Annotated in this window: 20 protein-coding genes; 14 read left to right on the top strand and 6 right to left on the bottom strand. The window is 53.8% G+C overall.

What is annotated here, in order from left to right:
• Nucleotides 1-178: 178 nt before the first annotated feature.
• From VXJ35_RS04900 to VXJ35_RS04915, 4 genes are all read right to left on the bottom strand, one after another.
• Nucleotides 179-658 carry a peroxiredoxin gene (locus tag VXJ35_RS04900; RefSeq protein WP_064020707.1) on the bottom strand — a complete coding sequence of 160 codons (480 nt, stop codon included), beginning with the start codon at nt 656-658 and terminating at the stop codon, nt 179-181.
• A 232-nt stretch (nt 659-890) separates the two neighbouring features.
• On the bottom strand, nt 891-1568 hold the full coding sequence (gene rpiA, locus VXJ35_RS04905; RefSeq protein ID WP_064020708.1) for a ribose-5-phosphate isomerase RpiA: 678 nt from the start codon (nt 1566-1568) through the stop codon (nt 891-893).
• A gap of 28 nt (nt 1569-1596) precedes the next feature.
• A complete protein-coding gene (lpxD, locus tag VXJ35_RS04910; RefSeq protein WP_064020709.1) occupies nt 1597-2625 on the bottom strand; it encodes a UDP-3-O-(3-hydroxymyristoyl)glucosamine N-acyltransferase in 1029 nt (342 codons plus the stop codon).
• Nucleotides 2626-2633: 8 nt separating this feature from the next.
• Nucleotides 2634-4862 (bottom strand): fused MFS/spermidine synthase, encoded by a 2229-nt coding sequence (locus VXJ35_RS04915; RefSeq protein WP_064020710.1) that lies wholly within the window; start codon nt 4860-4862, stop codon nt 2634-2636.
• 268 nt (nt 4863-5130) lie between these two features.
• On the opposite strand from VXJ35_RS04915, the gene VXJ35_RS04920 reads away from it, so the two are divergent.
• Nucleotides 5131-5289: a hypothetical protein gene (locus tag VXJ35_RS04920; protein WP_157198081.1), complete on the top strand. Its 159-nt coding sequence runs from the start codon at nt 5131-5133 to the stop codon at nt 5287-5289.
• Between the two features lie 100 nt (nt 5290-5389).
• Here the strand turns inward: VXJ35_RS04920 and VXJ35_RS04925 are convergent, their stop codons facing one another.
• Entirely contained in the window at nt 5390-9793 is a 4404-nt protein-coding gene (locus tag VXJ35_RS04925) for an S-layer family protein (RefSeq protein ID WP_157198082.1), read from the bottom strand.
• 395 nt (nt 9794-10188) lie between these two features.
• Between VXJ35_RS04925 and VXJ35_RS04930 the strand changes: the two genes are divergently transcribed.
• From VXJ35_RS04930 to VXJ35_RS04945, 4 genes are all read left to right on the top strand, one after another.
• Nucleotides 10189-10548, top strand: coding sequence for a hypothetical protein (locus VXJ35_RS04930; RefSeq protein WP_408953927.1), 360 nt, complete (start codon nt 10189-10191; stop codon nt 10546-10548).
• Between the two features lie 370 nt (nt 10549-10918).
• Nucleotides 10919-11761, top strand: a complete 843-nt coding sequence (locus VXJ35_RS04935) for a flagellin (protein WP_054759389.1) — start codon at nt 10919-10921, stop codon at nt 11759-11761.
• A 24-nt stretch (nt 11762-11785) separates the two neighbouring features.
• A complete protein-coding gene (locus VXJ35_RS04940; RefSeq protein ID WP_064020713.1) occupies nt 11786-14293 on the top strand; it encodes a 6-hydroxymethylpterin diphosphokinase MptE-like protein in 2508 nt (835 codons plus the stop codon).
• A gap of 66 nt (nt 14294-14359) precedes the next feature.
• Nucleotides 14360-14554: a hypothetical protein gene (locus VXJ35_RS04945; protein ID WP_064020714.1), complete on the top strand. Its 195-nt coding sequence runs from the start codon at nt 14360-14362 to the stop codon at nt 14552-14554.
• 16 nt (nt 14555-14570) lie between these two features.
• Here the strand turns inward: VXJ35_RS04945 and VXJ35_RS04950 are convergent, their stop codons facing one another.
• On the bottom strand, nt 14571-15371 hold the full coding sequence (locus tag VXJ35_RS04950; protein WP_064020715.1) for an inner membrane protein YpjD: 801 nt from the start codon (nt 15369-15371) through the stop codon (nt 14571-14573).
• Between the two features lie 125 nt (nt 15372-15496).
• Here VXJ35_RS04950 and ffh point away from each other — a divergent pair, with 125 nt between their 5' ends.
• From ffh to VXJ35_RS04995, 9 genes are all read left to right on the top strand, one after another.
• Nucleotides 15497-16852, top strand: coding sequence for a signal recognition particle protein (ffh, locus tag VXJ35_RS04955; protein WP_054759393.1), 1356 nt, complete (start codon nt 15497-15499; stop codon nt 16850-16852).
• Between the two features lie 88 nt (nt 16853-16940).
• The gene (gene rpsP / locus VXJ35_RS04960) at nt 16941-17192 is read left to right on the top strand and encodes a 30S ribosomal protein S16 (protein WP_054759395.1); all 252 of its coding nucleotides are present in this window, start codon (nt 16941-16943) and stop codon (nt 17190-17192) included.
• 9 nt (nt 17193-17201) lie between these two features.
• Nucleotides 17202-17711, top strand: a complete 510-nt coding sequence (rimM, locus tag VXJ35_RS04965) for a ribosome maturation factor RimM (protein ID WP_064020716.1) — start codon at nt 17202-17204, stop codon at nt 17709-17711.
• 6 nt (nt 17712-17717) lie between these two features.
• Nucleotides 17718-18458, top strand: coding sequence for a tRNA (guanosine(37)-N1)-methyltransferase TrmD (trmD, locus tag VXJ35_RS04970; RefSeq protein WP_064020717.1), 741 nt, complete (start codon nt 17718-17720; stop codon nt 18456-18458).
• A 12-nt stretch (nt 18459-18470) separates the two neighbouring features.
• Nucleotides 18471-18818 (top strand): 50S ribosomal protein L19, encoded by a 348-nt coding sequence (gene rplS, locus VXJ35_RS04975; RefSeq protein ID WP_054759399.1) that lies wholly within the window; start codon nt 18471-18473, stop codon nt 18816-18818.
• A gap of 89 nt (nt 18819-18907) precedes the next feature.
• Entirely contained in the window at nt 18908-19417 is a 510-nt protein-coding gene (locus VXJ35_RS04980; protein ID WP_064020718.1) for a methylated-DNA--[protein]-cysteine S-methyltransferase, read from the top strand.
• A complete protein-coding gene (gene xerD, locus VXJ35_RS04985) occupies nt 19414-20298 on the top strand; it encodes a site-specific tyrosine recombinase XerD (RefSeq protein ID WP_064023372.1) in 885 nt (294 codons plus the stop codon). Before VXJ35_RS04980 ends, xerD begins: the two co-directional genes overlap by 4 nt.
• Nucleotides 20299-20300: 2 nt before the next feature.
• Nucleotides 20301-21086, top strand: a complete 786-nt coding sequence (gene lpxA / locus VXJ35_RS04990) for an acyl-ACP--UDP-N-acetylglucosamine O-acyltransferase (RefSeq protein ID WP_054759402.1) — start codon at nt 20301-20303, stop codon at nt 21084-21086.
• An 89-nt stretch (nt 21087-21175) separates the two neighbouring features.
• Nucleotides 21176-21598 carry a response regulator transcription factor gene (locus tag VXJ35_RS04995; protein WP_064020719.1) on the top strand — a complete coding sequence of 141 codons (423 nt, stop codon included), beginning with the start codon at nt 21176-21178 and terminating at the stop codon, nt 21596-21598.
• Nucleotide 21599: the final 1 nt, after the last annotated feature.

The raw sequence follows: 21599 nt of genomic DNA on the forward strand, positions 1-21599 counted from the left end.
GCTCGGCTATCGTGGCGTTACGTATGCGTTTGAACTTTACGTCGGCGCGTTTGGCAGCGATAGGGGCAGCTTAAGGTCGGGAAGAATGTCGGCCTGGCGGCCTTAGCAAGAAGGGGTGGCGATATTAAAAACGGGAACCGGGTTCCGGCGCATGCCGCAACCCGGCCGTACCGCCGGGTTAAGCCGCCGCCAAACCTTTGACGATATCCAATACCGCTTGGGCGTGACCTTCGTGGTTGACGCCGTACATGGCTTCCACCAGCTTGCCGTCTTTATCGATAATGAAGGTGGAGCGAACGATTTTCCATTTTTTGACGCCGTCCTTTTCTACTTCCTGCCACGTGCCGTAACTGTCGCACAGCGTGCCGTCGGTGTCGGCCAGCAGTTGCAGGTTCAGACCGTATTTGTCTATGAATGCCCGGTGGCTTTCGCAATCGTCCTTGCTGACGCCGATCACGACGGTATCCAGTGCGGCGAATTCGTTGGCCAGGCCGGTAAAGTCGTTGGCTTCTATGGTACAGCCGGGCGTGTCGTCTTTCGGATAAAAGTACAGCACGATGTTCTTTTCGCCCTGGTAGTCGGCCAGATAAACCGGCTTGTTGTGTTGGTTGACGGCGCGGAAGAAGGGCGCTTCCTGGTTTTTTTCTAATTGTGACATGCGATTCTCCTCTCGATTTCGGCCAGTAGGAACCGGAGCCAATTCCGGGTGGCGCGGTGTTTGCCGGCGCCGGATTTTCAAGACCAAGGGTCGTTGAAACTGGGAGCGGTTTTCGGCGAAAACCGCAACTGCCCGATTATGAACCATGTCTTCAAGACGCATCTACCCCAAAAGCAGTGGGGCAAAGTGGGCTCTGGCTCCGAGCTATGGTAAGGGGAAATTCGCCGTTCGGTTAAGCCCACTGCTCGTCGATTTTACCGTCGTGGCCGCAAAACACCGCGCGGGTCAGGCCGCTGAAAATACCGTGTTCGACGATGCCGGGAATCGCGTTCAGGCGTTCGTTTAGGGTTTTGCCGTCCAGATTGGGTTCGAAGGCGACATCCAGCACCAGGCTGCCGTGCGACGTGACTACCAGACCGTCCTGGTTCGGCGTTTGCCGCAGGTTGCCGTGGCCGCCGATTGCCGCGACGCTACGCTGAACCAGGCGCCAGGCGAACGGGCTGACTTCGATCGGAATCGGGAAATTTTCGCCGATACGTTTCACCTTTTTGCTGGCGTCGATCAACACCAAGAACGAATCGGCGGCCTTGGCCAGCAATTTTTCCCGCACCAGATCGTAGCCGCGGCCTTTCAACAGCGTCAGGTCCGGCGCCACTTCGTCGGCGCCGTCGACGTATAAATCCAGCCCATCGATATGTTCCATGCCCAGTATCGAGAGGCCTAGCTGTTTAGCCTTATTGGCGCTGACCACCGAGCTCGACACCACTTTGACTTTCAAGCCTTCTTCGTTTTGTCGGCGCGCCAGTTCTTCGATGAAGAAATTGGCGGTGGAACCGGTGCCGAGGCCGACGATCATGCCGTTTCGCACCTGCTGGGCCGCGTAGTGGGCGACGCGTTGTTTATCGTTCATGGCCGTCTTCCTCGCAGTTGGGGTGGTTTTATTCTTCCAGTTTGGCGATCCGGGCTTCCAGCGCTTTGAATTTTTGTAGCAGTTCCGGCAGTTTGGCCAGCGCCGCCAATTCCCGCCAGGCGACTTTGCGGTCCTTGGCCGGGCTGCCGAACACTTGGGCACCGGGATCGACGTCGGCCGAGATGCCGCTGCGTGCCATCACCACGGCACGGGAGCCGATCTTGACATGGTCGGCGACGCCGGTGCTGCCGGCCAGAATCGCGCCGTCTTCAATCGTGCAGGAACCGGAGATGCCGGATTGGCCGCAGATGATGACGTTGCGGCCGACGATGTTGTTATGGCCCAGTTGCACCAGATTGTCGATCTTGCTGCCGGCGCCGATTTTGGTCGCGCCCAGCGCGCCGCGGTCGATGCAGGTGTTGGCGCCGATTTCGACGTTGTCGGCGATTTCGACGTGGCCGACGTGCGGTACTTTGACGTGCTGGTTGTCGCGGAATTTGTAACCGAAGCCGTCGGCGCCGATTACGGCTCCGGCATGGATGATGACGTTATTGCCGATCACGCTGTGGTCGTAAATCACTGCATTCGGATGGATATGGCAGTGTTTGCCGATCGAGACATGGTTGCCGATGCGGGCGCCGGCCTCAATGGTGCTGCTGTCGCCGATGCTGCTGTGCTGGCCGACGGTGGCGAACGGGCCGACGTGGACGTCGTAGCCCAGCGTCGAAGTATCGGCCAACACCGCATGCTCGGACACCTGGCGTTTTAAAACCGGCTCCGGATGCAGCGCCTTGACGGCGTTCAGGAAACTGATTTCCGGGTCCTTGCTTACCAGCAGGGTCAAATTGTCCGGGATGTCGCCGTCGATCAAGGCTTCGTTGATAAAGCAGGCCGAGGCCTGGGTGTCTTTTAAATATTTTTTGTATTTGCCGTCGCTCAGCACCGTAACCTGGTGGGCATGGGCGGACATGATGTCGGCGGCGGAGTTGATGAAGGCCGACGCGTCGCCGCCGTGTACGGTAGAGTCGCAGAGTTGGGCCAGATCCTTAATAAGCATGCGGTTTCCTATTTCCAAATTCCAATGATGTGCGTGAAGTCGTCGGTCCAGGGTTTCAGACCGAAGGTCAACGGTAATTTTTGCCAATGCCCGAGCCGGCTTTGTTGCAAGCGTTGCAGGCGCTCCGGATTCTTGGCGATCACCACCCAGTCGGTGGCAAGCACCAGAGGGACATCGGTTTCCGGTTTAAATTCCTGCAGCAAGGCCGCCAGATGCAATTGGTTGACGTGGTCGGCCAATACTTTTTTCAAAGCCAGGTGGCGGTTGGTGATGTGAAACGCCAATAGGCCGTCGTCTTTCAGCTTGGCGAAGTATAGCTGCAATGCCTCGCGGGTCAGCAGATGAGTCGGCACCGCATCGGAACTGAAGGCGTCCATCACCAACAGATCGAAACTGCGGTCGGCGGCTTTAACCAGCGACAGGCGGGCGTCGCCGACCACCATTTCGGCTTGCGGGTTACAGCGGCTTAGATAGCTGAACCATTTCGGGTTTTGCGCCACGTCCACCACCAGCGGATCGATTTCGTAAAACGTCCATTGTTGGCCGGGCTTGAAATAACAGGCCAGCGCGCCGGCGCCGAGGCCGACCGCACCGATATTCCAATGCTGGTTCTCGTTGTCGAATTCGGCGAATACCTGGCCGATCGGGCCGGGCTTGCTGTAGTAAGTCAACGGTGTCGTCAGGTTGCCGGGCGTCAGCCGTTGCGCGCCGTGTTTGGTGGTGCCGTGGTACAGCTCGTGTACCGTTTCCGGTTTTTGATTTTCATCAGGGATCACCGTATCGCGCACCGACATCACGCCGAAGAAGGTGCGTTCCTGGTACAGCGTGTTGGAGGCCATGCTGTGCAGGCCCAACGTAAATAGCAGTATCACTCCGGTCAGAGAGCCCAACGCGAGCGGGTTGCGGCGCAACGAGTAACTGATGCCGGCCAGCAGGATCAGTGCGCCGCCGATCAGGTCCAGATAATCGAACAAGTCGCGGCTGCTGAAATAAACGATCAGACCGACCGTCAACACCACGGCCGGGAAAATCGGCTGTAGAAACCATTTGCCGTCGAAAAAGCCGGGACGCAACAACAACGCCGCGACGATCATGATCGGGTATTCGTAGACCGAGTTGAAGACGAACGGGGCGACGAAGGTGTTGAACAATCCGCCTAGCATGCCGGCAAATGACATGACCAGATAAAAACGGGTCAGATATTGCGGATGCGGCCGGCTTTTCGCCAGTTCGCCGTGGCAGACCATCACCGCCAGGAAAAACGCGATCAAGTGCAGAATCAGATCCAGCCAGTAGGGCAGTGTGGCCGGGTTGATGAAGGAGTAGGCGATGAACACCGTCAATACCGCCGGTTGTGTGGCCAGCATCCATGGCCGCAGCCGGTCGGCCCAAGTGCTGAACACCAGAATGAAGGTCAGCAGGTACAGGGTCAGCGGCACGATCCACAACAGCGGCACTGCAGCGATATCGGTACTGATGAATTGGGTCAGGCCCAGCAGCAGGCTGGATGGGACGAAAGCCAGGGCCAGCCAGTGCAATTGCTGCAGCGTGGTCGGCGGTTCGACGCCGGCGTCGGCCAAGACCTCGTCGTCGGCCTTGTCGGCCTGGTTGCGCCAAAAACTGATGCCGCACACCAAAATCAGCAAGCACAATCCCACGTAACCGCCGCTCCAGACCAGCCGTTGCGTGGCCAAGCCCAGATTAGGTTCGATTAAAAACGGGTAGCTCAATAAGGCTAGCAGGCTGCCTGCGTTGCTGGCGGCGTAGAGATAGTAAGGATCGCCGCTGCTATGGTGGCCGCTATGCGAAAACCATTTTTGCAACAACGGCGCCGTGGTCGATACGACGAAGAAGGGTAGGCCGATAGCCAAAAACAAGGTCCAAACCAGCCATAAAGTCGGATTGCCGGCGGTGGGCGGCGCGGCATTGTCCGGCAACGCCACCGGTAAGGCGATTGCGCTGAAAATCAGTAATGCGGTGTGGATTTGCAATTGGCGCTGGCTGCCGAAACGCGAGCTGAGCCAGTCGGCATACAAATAGCCGAGGAACAGCAGGGTCTGGTAAAACACCATGCAGGTATTCCAGACCGCCGGCGTGCCGCCCAGCAAGGGCAGCAGAATTTTGCCGAACATCGGCTGCAGCACGAACATCAACGTGGCGCTGGCGAATAGGGTGGCGGCGAACGGAATGACCGGAGAAATCGGGGATTTGGCGGCGGATTGCGGGGTGCTGTTCATTGTTATTGTGATTGTGGCCGAACGAGTCTCCAGCCAATCATAAAGCATTTGGCCGGGCTTGTGGCCGGTAAACCGCGCAGTGGCTTGGATTTGGCGGAGTTTGTCGGAAACCGGCAGTCAATCAATCCGCCGAAATTGAATAACCGGAGCGCTGAGTATGGTATCGATGCGCTGTTAATCCGATTGCAGCGCCTCTCAGTCAGCCATTATCGAACGAAGAACCGATGAAACCGCTTACCGCACGCCGGTTCATGAGTGCCTGTTCAAGGTGGCCCGCGTCTGTATTCTGGCCGACGAATACTATCAATCGAAGACTTGGGCGATTGCCGAAAAAGCCGATATCAACGTGGCGATGATCGAATATCAGTTCCGCAGCAATCAAGAATTGTCAGAAGCGGTCATAGCTCGAACGCTGCAACCGCTTTAAAATTTGCTTTGGCACATCAAAGACATGATCAGACTTTGGAACGGAAAAAACCGGCCGGCAGAAAGAAGAAAAACACTTTCTGCCAGGCCGGTCATTTAGGCTATGCGCTAAACAACATATGATCCATCAGAGTGGTTAGGCCTTGCTGGTTGTTAACGCCAACCAAGCCGATAATTTGCAACTCATCTGGGCCAATACTCAGTGGGTCAACTCCCCCGGCATTAGTAGCGGATAAAAAGCCTTGGGAATTGATATGGACATCGGCAAAGTTGGCGCCGTTGATGTCACCTTTAGTCCCAATCAGGCCGTTAGCCAACGTGACTTTTATTCCGGTGACATTCTCGAATTTCAAGAAGTCTTCTGTGAGCTTGAAATCGAGAATTCGGCTAGTTTCTCCCGGGATCATGGAGTTTTTATCTTGCAACACAAAAATGTCGCTACCAATCCCGCCCATGGCGATATCACCCTCACCGGCATTCACGTAGAGCGTATCGCCCCCGGCATTACCAAGCAGGCGATCTGCACCTTGCCGCCCGATTAGAATGTCATTGCCTAATCCACCTGATAGTAAATCGTCACCGCTACTGCCAATGATGAGGTCATCCCCTTGGCCACCGTACTCAAAGGCGTCAGATGATGTAGCGAGAACAAAATCAGATCCTTTAGTGCCAATTTCGCTCCAGGTCGTGGAGTAGACGTTGCTGACGCCTGTGCCAAAGTCAAAGCCGATTTTTTCGATGCTGCGATCGACCAGCAGACTGGCATTGATCGGATGCGTCAAGAGTTGGGCTGGATCTGAGTTGGGTAGGCCGATGCTGACTGTGTTGCCTTTCACGTAAAACTGCAAGTCGTTCACTTTTGTGACTCCACCCACAATCAAGGTGTCGTTGCCGCCAGCATCTGTGCCGCCGCTAAGATCCAGGTTGCCATAGATGACACCTTCAGGGAGTTGGGAATTGCTGTCCGGACGAGAGCTATAGCTGGCTGTGCCTCCCGTTCTTTCACTCACCAAAGTTGCGGCCGTATTCAAAGCCACGTAATAGGTGTCATTGCCTTCGCCACCTAACAATTGGACGAAATCGTAGTCGCTGCTATCGATACCGACTTCCAGACGATCGTCACCTTTGCCACCGATCAGAATGTCGTCGCCGCCGCCGCCGTTCAGAGTATCGTTGCCTTCCGCGCCATCCAGCTTATTCGCGTTGGCATCGCCGAATATGGTGTCGTTTTGCTTGCTGCCCAATATATTGCCAATGCCGCTGAATTGATCGAAGCCGACGATTTCTTGGCCCGTGGAGTCGTAGGCTAATCCGACACCGGCAGCCATATGCACTTCAGTAATCCCCGTTGCCCAGGCATAAGATAATGTGGCTTTTTGCGGTTCTTGAGGCGTTGGATTGATTGGGGCCTGGTTGATCGCTGTATAGACGTTCAACTTGTTGAAGCCTTCACCCCCCATGACTACCGTATTTGTGCTGTCCTTAAACCAAATAAGGTCGTCGCCTTTGCCGCCATCAAAAACATTTCCGTCATTGGTGTTGGCATTGTTATCGTCCATGGCCAAGATCATATCGGCACCATCACTGCCCTTGGCGCTCCAATTGCCGCTACTCAAGCTCGCGTAAACCAACTTGTAGTCCAAAGATTTGGTCACTCGGGTCAAGTCGAGAGGGTCTTTGTATTCATTGAGTTTTAGACGTTCAATAGTACCGATGTTAGACGTCACCAAGGGTGTTGAATACTCTTCTTGACCTTGTTGGTAGGCGTAAACTACCAATTTGGAGTTTTCTATGACGCTTCTTACGTTCAGGTTGCGAGGGATTACAATACCTCCACCTAAATTTGAATAGCCATAGTTATTGATGATAAGGGTGTCGCTACCACTGTTATCAGTTACGTTAATATTCTGATAAGTATCAAATCCATCCAGTAAATAAACGTCATCCCCCACGCCACCGTTCAATTCGATCAAGTCAGCTAAATTGGGCGCAACTCTAGAATACGGGTTGCTTACGACCAAGGTATCGCTACCATCTCCACCGATCAATACATCTGAACCACTAAAGCCATTTAAGTAATCATTACCCAAGCCGCCAATCAGTGTGTCGGCATATTGGCTACCGAACAGTTTGTCATTACCCGCCAAGCCATCGATAGCTGGCAGCGGCCCGTTTGGAATAAACGCGTTGTTAGGCGTAAAGACTTGGGTAGCGAAGTTGTATGAACCGCTGCCGCGGTTGTACAGCACATCATCGCCGGTGGAGGCCGTCGCGGCCCAAAAATCGGAGAACGCAATCGGGTTGATCCCTTCAAATGCAATGAATTCGACGTTGTTTTTGACGGTGATGATGTTGCCGGCGGTGGTTTTGTCGGTGAAAACCAGGTCGATACCGCTTTTGCTGATAAGGTATTCGCTTTCGGCCTTTTGCAGATTCAGCGTGTCGATACCGTCGCCGCCATCAATGCTGTCTTTACCGGTGCTGTAGGTGAGGCCGGGTGTCAGATTAATGGCATTGTTGATCGACTCGTACTGGGTGAACGTATCGTCGCCTTTGCCGCCTATCAAGGTGTCGTCGCCTTTGCCCAACAGTAACCAGTCGTTGCCGTCGCCGCCATCCAGGATATCGTTGCCGGCTTCGCCGGAAAGGGTATCGACGCCGGCCATGCCTTCCAGCTTGTTGGCGGCGGCATTGCCGATTAACGATTGGCCGTATTCGTTGCCCTTGATATTGGTGGCAGACGTGCTGCTGTAATCCCAAGTCCAAAAGGTATCCGCCGGCGTCAGCTTGGAGGCGGTGCCGGCACTCAGCCAGCCAATGGCTTGGCCGGAAGCCAGTACGTAGCTGATGACTCCTTTGACTTGGATTGTATTTCCTGGAATGAGGTTTGGGTCCTGAAGTACGCCTTCCTGTACCAAATCGGCAATGTTATCCACCACGTAAAAATCGTCGCCGGCGCCGCCGATCAGCGTGTCAGTGCCGCTGCCGCCATCCAGAAAATCGTTACCGCCAAAACCGGTCAACGTGTCGTTGCCATCGCCGCCAATCAAGGTATCGTCAAATTCGGTGCCGAACAGTTTGTCGTTACCAAGGCTACCGTCGAACACAGCGGCAGGGCCGCTATAGTTCAAGTCCTGGGTGAACAAGTTATTTGCATAGGTTCCGCTGCCTACCCGGTAAAGAATGTCATCTCCCGCTGACGAGGCCGAAGCTTGTATCTGCTGCAAGGTTAGGAACTGTGCGCCGGCATTAAAGCTGAACGATTCGACATTGGAAACTGTGGCTGCGCCGTTCGCATCGCTGAGTGTGACGCTAGTGGCCGTTTTGGAAATGGCATAGGTCTCGAACGCATTGGCAAATATTGCGGTGTCATCGCCGGTTCCGCCGTCGACGTTATCTGTTCCTGTTCCGGCGCTGATCCAGTCGTCGCCCGCTCCCCCCTTCAACGTATCATTGCCCTGGCCGCCGTTGATAATGTCGTTAAATCCGGTGCCGGTGATGGTGTCGTTACCGGTTCCCCCGTCAATTAGTGAGGGTATCAGTTGATTGCTAATAAGACTTGTGTCCAGAAAGTCGCCAGTCGAGCTTATGGTGATTGTGTCGTTGCCGCTGACAAAATTACTGTATAAATTGCTATTTAAAATAGAGTTAACATTTAACGAAGTCGGTAAATTGGTTATTGTCTCGGTGACCAGGTTTTTTGTGGATTTGGTTTCCGTGTCGGTGACGGGATTATAAGTCCATATATTCTGATCTAATTTAAGTGAATAGCTGCCGAATGTAGTTGTATTATTGACGCTTACTGCATTAGCATCGTTTGGTGATTGGAAAAGATTGATTGCCGATGTGAAAATGATTTTCTCGCTTTGGGTGGCTTCGATATATTCATTTTGATTCGAGCCGTCGGCAAAGTAATAAGTTGATTTTTCTACCGAAGCCAGCGTTCCGGTCCATGTATCGGTTAAGCTATTGTATGTCAATGCAGTATTTGCATCTAAATACGTGTTTGGATCGACACTGGACGATAGCAAAGAAATGGTCGAGCCGTTCCCTATGTCAACGGATGATAAGGTGCCTGTTTGATCAAAATGGTAGTTAACTTTAACATTCCCATTTAGCTCGTACAGATTGCCATTTATATACAAATCCATGCTTCTTACTGTCATGGATTGAATTGAATTTGGCGATGGTGGGATTCCTCTCATGAATCCAGGTAGATTAGTCTCTGATACGGCAATGCTGCCGAAAATACCTGCATCACTGTTTTCTATGCCATAGAACTTTAAACCGGTAGTGCTATCCAGAAAAGTAATAGGCGTACCGTCGTTTGGGTCAATCGCTTGCGATAACGGAAGTTGTATCGCTAATTCAAAGGCCGCTTGTGTTTGAGATATGCAGGAATTTATATCCTGAGCTACGCTAAATGAATCTTGATTGGGTTGGTCGGAGTAATTTAAATAATGGTATGGATTGAGTAGGTTTCCGTTTCCGGGTTGGTTAAGCAAAATATTTAATTATTGCCGTAAATCCTTAAGGTTTACCGATATGTTAACTAATGACATTGATTATCCTGATTAATCGATTTTTATATAATTATTTTTTAATTGTTATGCTTTTGCGTTCAGGTTTCCGATCTTGTGTCTATGAAAATATCGGAGACACATGAATTTTTTTTGATGAATATCAAAGAAATGTTGAGTGCGGACGTGGGAAATAATAATTGCGTCACAATTTTATCAGTCTCGGAAGCTCGTACGGTTGGGTTATGTTGCTTTTGCGGTTGTATTCACGGATTTTGGTAAATCGATATATTTTGTTCAGGCTGAACGTAGTACAGCCTGAACCACCGGCTCGACATACCGGCAAGTGAGGGCTCTGTATTTTGCCGCGAGGCTATAAATTGCCGGTGTCTTGGCAGATGGATGTATGGCTGGCGGTGATTAGCGGCAAATGCATGTATTCGCTAAGTGCAGTACGTTACGGCATGAGCAATAACGATCCCGTCAAGGATTTGGCGAATGTCGCCGCGGCCGGAAGCTTCAATGGCGCGCGGGTTGCGGTAATGGAATTAGTGTTGGCAGAAGCTTCTGCCTATCAGGTTTGTGTCGATTTCGTTATGTCCATTCCCGGCCTGAAACGCAAGCTCACTGAATCGCTAATGTTGTTATGGCACGACGGTTGGCTACTTGAGGAGGTTCCGATCATGGTGCAAGGCCGTGCGTCGCGCGCGAATCCGTTTTGGCGCGAGTGCGGCCGGTAGCAAGCGCCCGCAGTAGCGGCTTTCGTGCAACGGCGCTTAATAGCTAACGAGGATTAATTCGGATTCTAATCGATGGTGGCGGCTATGCCGGCCTGCCGTTTCGCGACGCCGGGAATTGCCGAGCCTTGTTTAGCTCAAGGCCAAATTACCGGCTTTCCCCGCGTCAAGAATCTGACTGAAAAGCCGCTTGGGGGCGGCAAGAAATTGCGCTTTTGGCCGAGGCGGGCGGAACGAAGTTGTTAAATTTTTTTATAACCTATTGTTATTTTTATATAAAAGTTTTTTGGCATGGAAGGTGAATAATCCTGGTAGGCGGCAATAATGCCGAACTCATTAGAGATTTATCGGGAGAACGATCATGCCATCACCAATGGTCATCAATACGAATATCGCTTCATTGAACAGCCAGAAGTATCTGAGCCGGACCAACGAAAGTCTGCAAACGTCCATGGAGCGCTTGTCATCGGGTATGCGGGTCAACAGTGCGAAAGACGATGCGGCCGGTTTGGCGATCGCCGATCGGATGACTTCGCAGATTCGCGGTATGACGGTTGCCATGCGCAACGCCAACGACGGTATTTCCATGGCGCAAACCGCCGAGGCGGGCATGGGAACGCTAACTTCGACTCTGCAACGGATGCGTGACTTGGCGGTACAGGCTGCGAACCGGGCGGCGGTCAGCAATAGCGACCGGCAAAAGCTGCAAACCGAGTTCAAGCAATTAGGCGATGAGATCGGGCGGATTATTTCCAATACCGAATTTAATGGGAAGAAAATTCTTGCCGGTTCCCTACAGGGAGCTAACTTTCAGATTGGCGCTAACACATCAACGGATAATCAAATTTCCGTGACTGTTTCAGACCTTCGGTCTATAGCCGATATCTATAACTTAACTTTAGGCGGCTATTCGATCGGTAGTGACGCAACCTCGCAAGGGGTTCGAGATGCTATAGACGACATCGATAGAGCAATCGAGAGAATCGATATTTTCCGCTCCAATCTCGGTGCGATTCAAAACCGTTTCACGACGACGATTGCTAATTTACAATCGTCTATCGAAAACCAAAGCGCGGCGCGCTCCAGAATCATGGACGCCGACTTCGCTGCGGAAACTTCGAACCTGACCCGCAGCCAGATCCTGCAACAAGCCGGCACGGCGATGTTGGCGCAGGCGAATCAGGTCTCGCAAGGGGTCTTGAAACTGTTGCAATAAACCCGGTCCACCAGGCAATGAGGCATGACAGAGACGATCGATTTGGCGGATGAACAAGCCCTGGGGCCGTTGGCGGCGAATGCGTTCGGCGACCGCTACTTTTTCAACCTGAATCGCCACGCGTTCGCTAAGCTCGGCGCGGCGGCTTTATTCGAGACCAAGTTCGGCGAGCTGTTATTCAGGGAAGACGAGCTGAACGTCATTGTCGGCACCGATTCCGGCCTGTTGTTGCAGTATTTGCGCAGCAAGCCTTTGCCCAAGGGCACGCGTTACATTTTTATCGAGCCGGATCGGGTGTTGCAAGCCTTACGCAACCACGATCTGCTCGGCGATGCGGACGAACGCATCGTTTGTGTCGGCCCCGAAGACTGGCCGCGGATGTTGCAAAAATTCAAAGCCGCCGAATATTTTTATATCGATGCGGTCAAGTCGGTCAACGCGCTGTGCGCGCAAGACGATTTTATCGACGAGTATGCCGAATTAAGCTGGCACGTCGCCGAAGTGCTGGCGCAATTGAACTGGCGCTATAGTGCCGAATTGGGGTCGGAGGCGTTCATCGCCCGCCAAATCGCCAACGCGGCGGACAATCGTTTGCCGGCAAAATTGCTGGCAAAGGCGTTCGGCGGCAAAACCGTGGCAATTCTTGCCGGCGGGCCGTCGCTCGATCAGGCCTTGCCCTGGGTCATCCAACATCGGCAGCAGTGCGTGGTATTTGCCGTCTCCCGCATTTCCAGGCAACTGCTGGCCGCCGGCATCGAGCCGGACTTCGTCTTTTCCGTCGACCCCACCGATTTAAGTTTCGATATCAGCAAGGAAATGCTGAATTTCAGCGAAAAAACCGTATTCGTCTGTTCCTACCATACCGTACCGACGTTGGTTAGCCAGTGGTCGGGCACTATGTTGTACCTCGGCGCCAGATTTCCGTGGCAAAGCGATTTGAATAGCAAAAATCTGAGCAGTGCGGGGCCAACCGTGACCAATACGGCGTTGAACATGGCTTACGAATTCGGTTTCAGCCAGATCGTTCTATGCGGTGTGGATTTGTGTTTTACCCGCGAGGGCTTTACCCACGCCAAAGGCAGCGACGAACAATTGGCCGGGCCGCGCTTTAATTTGACCTCGTTACAAGTCGAGACCAATGGCGGTTACCTGGCGCCGACCAGTTGCGATTTTGCCCAGGCGATCCAGTCCCTGGGGCGGCAAGCGCAATTGTTGAGCCGTGCCGGTTGCCGTATTGTCAACGTGGCCGAAGGTGCCGCGAAAATTGAGGCTGTGGAATATCAGTCCTTAGCCTCCTTGCAACTCGATGCCGAACCGGTCGATGTTGCCGCCACGCTGGTGGCGAGGCTGGCGCCGGCTGCCGCTTTGTATCAGGATTTGGACAAGGTTGAGGCCGAATTGGCGCGCGCGCGGCATCAAGTCAAGGCGATTGCCAAACTGGCCGCCAATGCCCGCCAAATTAATGACGCAATGTACCAAAGCGAAGGTACCGTCGTCCGGTTTAAAGACAAGAAAAGCCTCGACCAAATCGAGAAAAAATTCAAACGCGAATACCGGCAATTCAGCCGCTTGGTCAAAAAGTTCGGCATTCGCAGCTTTATCAAGCTGACCAAACCGTTCGACGATGAAGAATGGAGTGCCGAGGAAGCAAGGCAATTGGGCAACGTTTATTACGATGCCTACGCCGAAGGCGCCAACAAATTGCTGGTTTTGATCGATGGCGCGATTGACCGGGCTGCGGCGCGGCGCCAGGAGCAAGCGGAGCATCCCGATTTTGCCGTGTTGCTGGCGCAGGCGGAAAAGGACCGCAGTTATGGTCGCGTTAAATTGTGGCGGCGCCGGTTCGACAGCGGATTATGGCCGGCAGAAGTAGGCTCCGAATTCGCCGAGATGGAAAGGCGCTATCAGGACGTGTTGAACGATCGCAATACCAAGCACATGGCGCGAGCCAAAAGCCATAGCAATCTGGCGGCGGTCAAACATCGGGCCGGTTTACTGTTCAAGCATCGCAAACTGGCCGAATTACAGGACTTGCTTGCCGCCTTGAACAAACACGAACAACAACAGGCGGCAAATTGTTACCGCTTTTTGATCGAAGGCTATTCGGCGGAGCTGCAGGATAGCCCTGAAGATGCTTTGGATGCCTACCAGCGGGTGGTCGATTTGGGGGATGCCTTGCTGGAAGAGGCTTTGGCCAGGATCGCCGCGATCGGCATAAGCCACGACGATGCGCAAACGGCGAGTTTGGCGCTGGAATGTCTGTCGCAATTGAATCCGGTTTATTTGCCGCTTTACGCAGAAATGCAGCGTTTGCAGCACGATATGGTTGCGGCCATCGATTCCTATGCAGCCTATATCCGGCAGTTTCCGCAAGACCTACTGGTGCAGATGAAATTGGCGGCGCTGTACGGCGAGTGCCGGATTTACGACGGCGCGGATATGATGCTGGATTACATCTTGCAGCAAAAACCGGATTACGAAGCGGCGCTTGCGTTGAGGCGGCACTTGGCGGCGCAGAAAATCTCCGGGTAACGCTAAAGATTCGGCGCGGCCGGGCGATAACTTGTGCATTCCCGATTTCAGTGGCGGAGGTGTGCGATGGCCGATTCAGTATCCGGCGTTAATTCATCCGGTATGTTGGCTGCGGTGTTGCAGCAGGCAGCGAATAAGCAAGAGCTGGCTGTGGCGGTCGTCAAGAAAGGCCAGGAAGTCCAGGCCGTGCAAGGTGAGGCGGCGCTGAAGTTGATCGATTCCGCGGCGGCGGTTCCGGGCAGAATCGATACCTACGCTTGATGCTGGCCCGCGGCGCTCAGGTTTTTTTCAAGATCAATTCCAACACCAGTTTGCTGCCGAAGTAAGCCAGCAACAGCAGCACGAAGCCGACCAGCGTCCATTGGATCGCGGTACTGCCGCGCCAACCGTAACGCAGCCGCCCCAACAATAGTCCGGAAAAAATCAGCCAGGCGCAAATTGACAGGATGGTCTTGTGGGCCAGATGCTGGGCGAAGATGTCTTCGATAAAAATGAAGCCGCTCAATAACGCGGCCGTCAGGAAAAACAGGCCCGTGCCTATCATCTGAAATAGCAATGTTTCCATCGCCTGCAAGGGCGGCAGCGCCAGCATCAGTTTTTTCGGATGGTGGCTGCGCAATTGCTGGTCCTGAATCGCCAGCAGGATGGCCTGAATCGCCGCGATGTTCAGCAGGCTGAAGGCAACGATGGAGGTCAGAATATGTACGCTCATCTGCCAATTATGCGTCACCAGCGGATGCAGGGTTTCCGGAAAAACCATGTCCAGGCCGATCAATCCGGCCGCCAGCGGGAATACCGCAACGCCGAGCTTTTCGACCGGCTTGTCCAGCGCCGCAAACAATAAAAACCAGGCAATCACCAGCGCTACCAGCGTTGCCGCGTTAAAGAAGCTGAAGTTGAATGGTTGTTCGCCGAGGAAAATCGTTGCCGCATACGCGGTGTGCAGTCCGGCACCGATCCAAGCCAGGCGGATAGGCGCCGGGCGCCGGTCCTGTCTGGCGAAAAGATCCTTCGCGATCAACGTGGCCGCAGCCGAATAGCATAAAACCGAGAGGATGCCGAAAATAGGGATGTTCATTGGAGTGGCGTGGCGAATTATCAAAAGGCGTTGCGTAGGCCTTATGTTAAACTAAGCCCGAGCATTGTTCTAACTCCGCTTGAGCCGGAACGAGTCGTAATTAACCAGCTAAACAAGACGTATCTATGTTCGATAATTTATCCGATCGCCTGAGTGGCGCACTAAAAAAAATAAAAGGCCAAGGCCGTCTGACCGAGAGCAATATTCAAGAGACCATGCGCGAGGTGCGGATGGCTTTGCTGGAAGCGGATGTCGCTTTGCCGGTGGTGACCGATTTTATCGAGCAGGTTACCCAACGCGCGCTCGGACAGGAAGTGCAAACCAGCTTGACGCCGGGCCAGGCTCTGATCAAAGTGGTGCAATCGGAGTTGGTAAAAGTGATGGGTGCTGCCAACGAAGAGTTGAATCTGCGGACCAATCCGCCGGCCATCGTGTTGATGGCGGGCTTGCAAGGTGCCGGTAAGACCACGACGGTCGCCAAGCTGGGCCGCCACCTTAAGGAAAAGAAAAAGAAAAAAGTCGGTGTGGTCAGTGTCGACGTGTACCGGCCCGCGGCGATTAAACAATTGCAAACTTTGGCTGACGACATCGGGCTGAAGTTTTTCGAGAGCGACGCCAGTGAAAACCCGGTCGATATCGTCAATCGGGCCTTAGATGCGGCCAAGCGCCAATTCGTCGACGTATTGATCGTCGATACCGCGGGCCGTTTGCATGTAGACGACGAGATGATGGCCGAAATCAAAGCGTTGCACGCTGCGATTAAACCGATCGAAACCTTGTTCGTCGTCGACAGTATGACCGGCCAGGACGCCGCCAATACCGCAAAGGCCTTTCATGACGCGCTGCCGTTGACCGGTGTGATTTTGACCAAGGCCGACGGCGATGCTCGCGGTGGTGCGGCCTTGTCGATACGTCAAATCACCGGTAAGCCGATCAAGTTTATCGGCGTTGGCGAAAAAACCGATGCGTTGGAGCCGTTTTACCCGGACCGGCTGGCGTCGCGTATCTTGGGCATGGGCGACGTATTGTCGCTGATCGAAGATATCGAGCAAAAAGTCGATAAGAAAAAAGCCGAGCAATTGGCAAAGAAACTGCAGAAAGGCAAAAGTTTCGATTTGGACGATTTGAAGGAACAGTTGCTGCAGATGCAAAACATGGGTGGCCTGGGCGCGATGATGGACAAGTTGCCGGGCATGAACAGTGTGCCGAAAGATATCAGGGAAAAGGTCAACGACAAGGACTTGGCGCATCAGATCGCCGTGATCAATTCGATGACCAAGCAGGAGCGGCGGTTTCCCGATTTGATCAAGGGTAGCCGCAAGCAGCGCATCGCCGACGGTTGCGGTCTCGATTTACAAGCGGTAAACCGCGTGTTGAAACAACATCAGATGATGGAAAAGATGATGAAGAAGTTCAGCAAAGGCAATATTGCCAACATGATGCGCGGTTTAAAAAGCAATATGCGCGGCCTGAGAATGTGATCGGCGTAATTTGTCCTTCACTTATTCGCAAAATCGCGTAGAATAGGTTGATTAAATTTTTTGATTCAATGTTTTTTAAGGTATTCAAATGGTAAGCATTCGTTTGTCCAGAGGCGGCGCAAAGAATCGTCCTTTTTATCATGTTGTCGTAACCGACAGCAGAAGCAGCCGTGACGGCCGTTACATCGAGCGGGTCGGTTTTTTCAACCCGCTGGCGCGTGGTGCGGAGCAACGCTTGGTTTTGGATGCTGAACGCGTTCAATATTGGCAATCTAACGGCGCTCAGCCGACAGATCGCGTGGCCAGGCTGATCAAAGACGCCGCCAAAGCTGCCGCGTAACACGTAGTTTTGCAGTCAGGGGAGTATCTGAACGTCGGACAAGTATCCGGCGTTTTTGGTGTAAAGGGGTGGGTAAAAATTTTTTCTTTTACCGAACCCCGCGAAAATATCCTGAAATATTCGCCTTGGTTGTTACAAAAAAACGGCCAACGCCATGAGTTGAAAGTCGTTGGCGGTCGCCGTCAGGGTAACCTGGTTGTTGCCCAGCTCGAAAATATCGACGACAGAGATGGCGCCGCCGAGTGGATGGCGGCTGAAATCCTGATTCGCAAGCAGCAATTGCCGAAGCCTGAGCCTGGTGAGTTCTATTGGGCCGATTTAATAGGGCTTGCAGTAGAAAACCAAACCGGTTACAGGCTCGGCATAGTCGATCATTTGCTTGAGACTGGGGCCAACGATGTATTAGTCGTCGTCGACGGCGAGACCGAGCGGTTAATACCGTTTGTGCAACCCAGCACGATTGTCAATATCGACTTGGCTGCTGGTTTGATTGTCGTCGATTGGGATCCGGATTTTTAGGCGGATATGCACTTCGATGTGGTCAGCCTTTTCCCGGACATGGTTTCCGGAGCCGCCGGCTATGGTGTAACTGGTAAGGCGATAGAAAAAGGTTTGGTCGGATTATCGGTTTGGAATCCGCGCAACTACGCGCACGACCGGCATAAAACAGTCGATGACAGGCCATACGGCGGCGGGCCCGGCATGGTCATGAAATACCAGCCTTTGTTGGACGCCGTCAACGATGCGAAGCGGAGCCGGCCTACTGATGGCGCCAAAGTCGTCTATTTGAGTCCGCAAGGGCGCCTGGTTACCCAGGCCCTATTGCAGGACGCCAGCGCTGACCGGCGCTTGATTCTGGTTGCCGGGCGCTACGAGGGGGTCGACGAACGGTTTATCGGAAGCGTTTGCGACGATGAGTGGTCGCTGGGCGATTACGTGATCAGCGGCGGAGAACTCGCGGCGTTGATTGTGATAGACGGGATTAGCCGGTTGATACCGGGCGTGTTGGGCGACGAAGAGTCGGCCAAACAAGATTCTCACTCCGACGGATTGTTGGATTGTCCGCATTACACGCGGCCGGAACGTGGCGAGCTTGGCGATGTCCCCGAGGTATTGTTGGGCGGCAACCATGCGGCAATCCGGCGTTGGCGCATGAAGCAAGCCTTGGGCAGAACTTGGTTACGCCGGCCCGATTTGCTGGAAAAACTGGAATTAACCGCAGAGCAGGACGCTTTGCTGAAAGAATTTAGAAACGAAGTTGTTTAATAGGGTGTGGTTATGAGTAAAATTATCGAAGAATTGGAAGCGGAACAGCTGAAAAAAGATGTGCCTGAATTCGGTCCGGGCGATACCGTGGTTGTTCAAGTCAGAGTGACCGAAGGTAGCCGCGAACGGTTGCAGGCTTTCGAAGGCATCGTTATCGCCAAGCGCAATCGCGGTTTGAATTCGGCATTTACCGTTAGAAAAATTTCTCACGGCGTCGGCGTCGAGCGCGTATTTCAGACCCACAGCCCTGCGGTCGGCAGTATCGAAGTTAAACGCCGCGGCGATGTGCGCCGCGCCAAGCTGTATTATCTGCGCGATCTGGCCGGTAAAGCCGCACGGATTAAAGAAAGACTTTCTTAAGCCGTTGCTATCCGATTGGCAGCAATCGGATCGGTTGCAAAAAGGCGGCTTCTGGCCGCCTTTTTTTTGCCGCTAATTTCGAGGAATCCATGACCTTGCATATTGTTTGGCAGCCAACAGCGGACGCGGAACCGCACACCGTAGGCGTGCCGGTGTTCGGTGTCGAATTGGCGTTAACCTTGCGCGGTTCGGTCATCATCGACGCCTCGTGGCAAATCGAGTCCCTTGCCGCAGAAAAGACCCTGCCCGATCTGGCGCTGCAGGTTCGGCAGTATCTACTGGATCCGGATAACAGTCATTTACAGCTCGAACTGTTAACCCAGGGCAGCAAATTCAGCAACAGGGTCTGGAATGCTCTGTCGACAATACCGGTCGGCGTGACGTTAACCTATGCCGAATTGGCAAAACGCTTGGACTCCGCGCCTCGCGCTGTCGCTGCGGGTTGCCGGCGCAACCCCTATGCCGGCATTATTCCTTGCCACCGCGTCGTCGCCAGTAACGGTACCGGCGGCTTCATGGGCCAAGCCGATGGCGAATTCGTAGCGTTAAAAAGCCGGTTGCTCGATTACGAGAGTCGTTTGTGCCGGACGAAATCGTGATTTCGGCCCAAGCCATAGAGGCTTTCTTGAATGCGCTGTGGTTGGAGTTCGGTTTGAGCGATAACACGCTGGCGGCCTACAGAAGCGACTTGAAACAATTTGCCGTGTGGCTGAAGCATAAGGAACTGCCGGCGGCAGACGATACCGATGTCCGCGGCTTTCTGGCCAGCCAGCGCCAAGCCGGCATTTCGAGCCGCTCCGCGGCGCGCAAACTATCCTGCTTAAAGCGGTTTTATGGCTATTTGCTGCGAGAGGCAAAAATCGCCGCCGATCCCACTCAATTAATAGACGCGCCGCAATTAGGCCGATATTTGCCCGGTTCGCTGTCCGAGAGCGATGTCGAAGCGTTGCTTCTAGCTCCGGAAATCACTAGTACGCTGGGGTTTCGGGATCGAGCCATGCTGGAGATCTTATATGCGACTGGACTGCGCGTCTCAGAATTGGTCGGTTTGAGTTTTTCGCAGGTCAATTTCCGCCAAGGGTGTTTGCGGGTCATCGGCAAAGGCGATAAGGAGCGTTTGGTCCCGGTCGGCGAGGAAGCAATCGACTGGGTCGAACGTTACATTAGCGGCGCCAGACAGGCATTGCTGGCCGGCCGGCAATCCGATTATTTATTCGTTACCGCACGCGGCGGCGCCATGACACGCCAGGCTTTTTGGCATATCATCAAACGCTATGCCAAGCAGGCCGGGATTGACAAGCACTTGTCGCCGCATACCTTGCGCCATGCGTTTGCGACGCACTTGTTAAACCACGGTGCCGACCTGCGCGTGGTGCAGTTGTTGCTGGGCCATTCCGATCTGTCGACGACGCAGATTTACACGCATATCGCCCAGCAGCGTTTAAAAGAACTTCATCGCCAACACCACCCCAGAGGTTAAACATGAGCAATTCGATCCATCCAACGGCTTACGTCGAAAGCGGCGCGATTTTAGCGGAGAATGTCTGCGTCGGACCGTTTGCGGTGGTCGAAGCCGGAGCCCGTATCGGTGCCGGCAGCCGAATCGGCGCTCACGCCGTAGTCCACGGCCAGGTGAAAATGGGAGCCGATAATATTCTGCATCCCCACTCGGTGCTGGGCGGATTGCCGCAGGATACCGGTTTCCGTGCCGAAACCGAATCCTGGTTGGAAATCGGCGACGGCAACGTGTTTCGGGAAGGTTTCACCGCCCACAGGGCTACCAAAGCCGGTGCTGCCACTATCATCGGTTCGGGCTGTTACTTCATGAACAACAGCCATGTCGCTCACGATTGCCGGATTGGCGATAAAACTATTTTCGCCAACAATGTCGCGATCGGCGGCCACGTTGAGGTTGGCGCTAACGTCTTCATGGGCGGCGCGGTGGTGGTCCACCAGTTTTGCCGGATCGGAGCGTATGCCATTGTGCAGGGTACGACCGGTATCAATATGGACGTAATTCCGTTTACATTGATCGGCGGCCGGCCGGCCAAGCATTACCGGTTGAATATCGTCGGCCTGAGACGGGCCGGCATCGTCGGCGACCGATACAAAGTGCTTTCCGCTGCATTCAGATTGCTGCGGAATAAAAAAAGCCTCGACGAATTGCAATCTACCGAAGAACTGCAATACTTAAAAGATTGGTTGGCGGCCGAGTCGAAGCGCGGAATGCACGGCTTCATGTCGATAGCGTCGACCGATAACGAGTAAAAAGAAGCCTGGCCCTTTGCGAATCTGGGTTCAACCGGTTCAGTGACAATTTGGGCGCCTAAATCGGCACAACGTTAGTACTAATCGCCATGAAAATACATGTAATCGACAATGCCGGGCAAATCGAGCCGTTGCTGCTGATGGCCGAAGCCGAGGTGGCGTTCTATATCGACGAGATACGGGCGCTGAATGCCGCGGAACAGGATAAGCCCGGGTTGATTTTGTTGAATTATGCGCTGCGCGGCGCCGATACCGCCGAATACACCGGCTTGCTACTGAACGCCAGTCCGGCCAGCAATATCGTTATCATCGGCGACGATCTGGCGACCGAGCAAGTGGTCAATTGCATAATGGCCGGCGCCAAGGGCTACCAAAACAGCGGTTCGCTGGCGGTTTATATCAATCGCATGATTCGGGCTGTGGCGGCTGGGGAAGCGTGGTTGAGCCGTAAACTCGTCGCCAGCCTATTGGATGCCGTCCATAAAAACTACGCCGGCCAGGATGCCTTGTAGA

This window comes from Methylomonas sp. DH-1 (assembly GCF_046097555.1).
In the GTDB taxonomy this organism is placed as follows: domain Bacteria; phylum Pseudomonadota; class Gammaproteobacteria; order Methylococcales; family Methylomonadaceae; genus Methylomonas; species Methylomonas koyamae.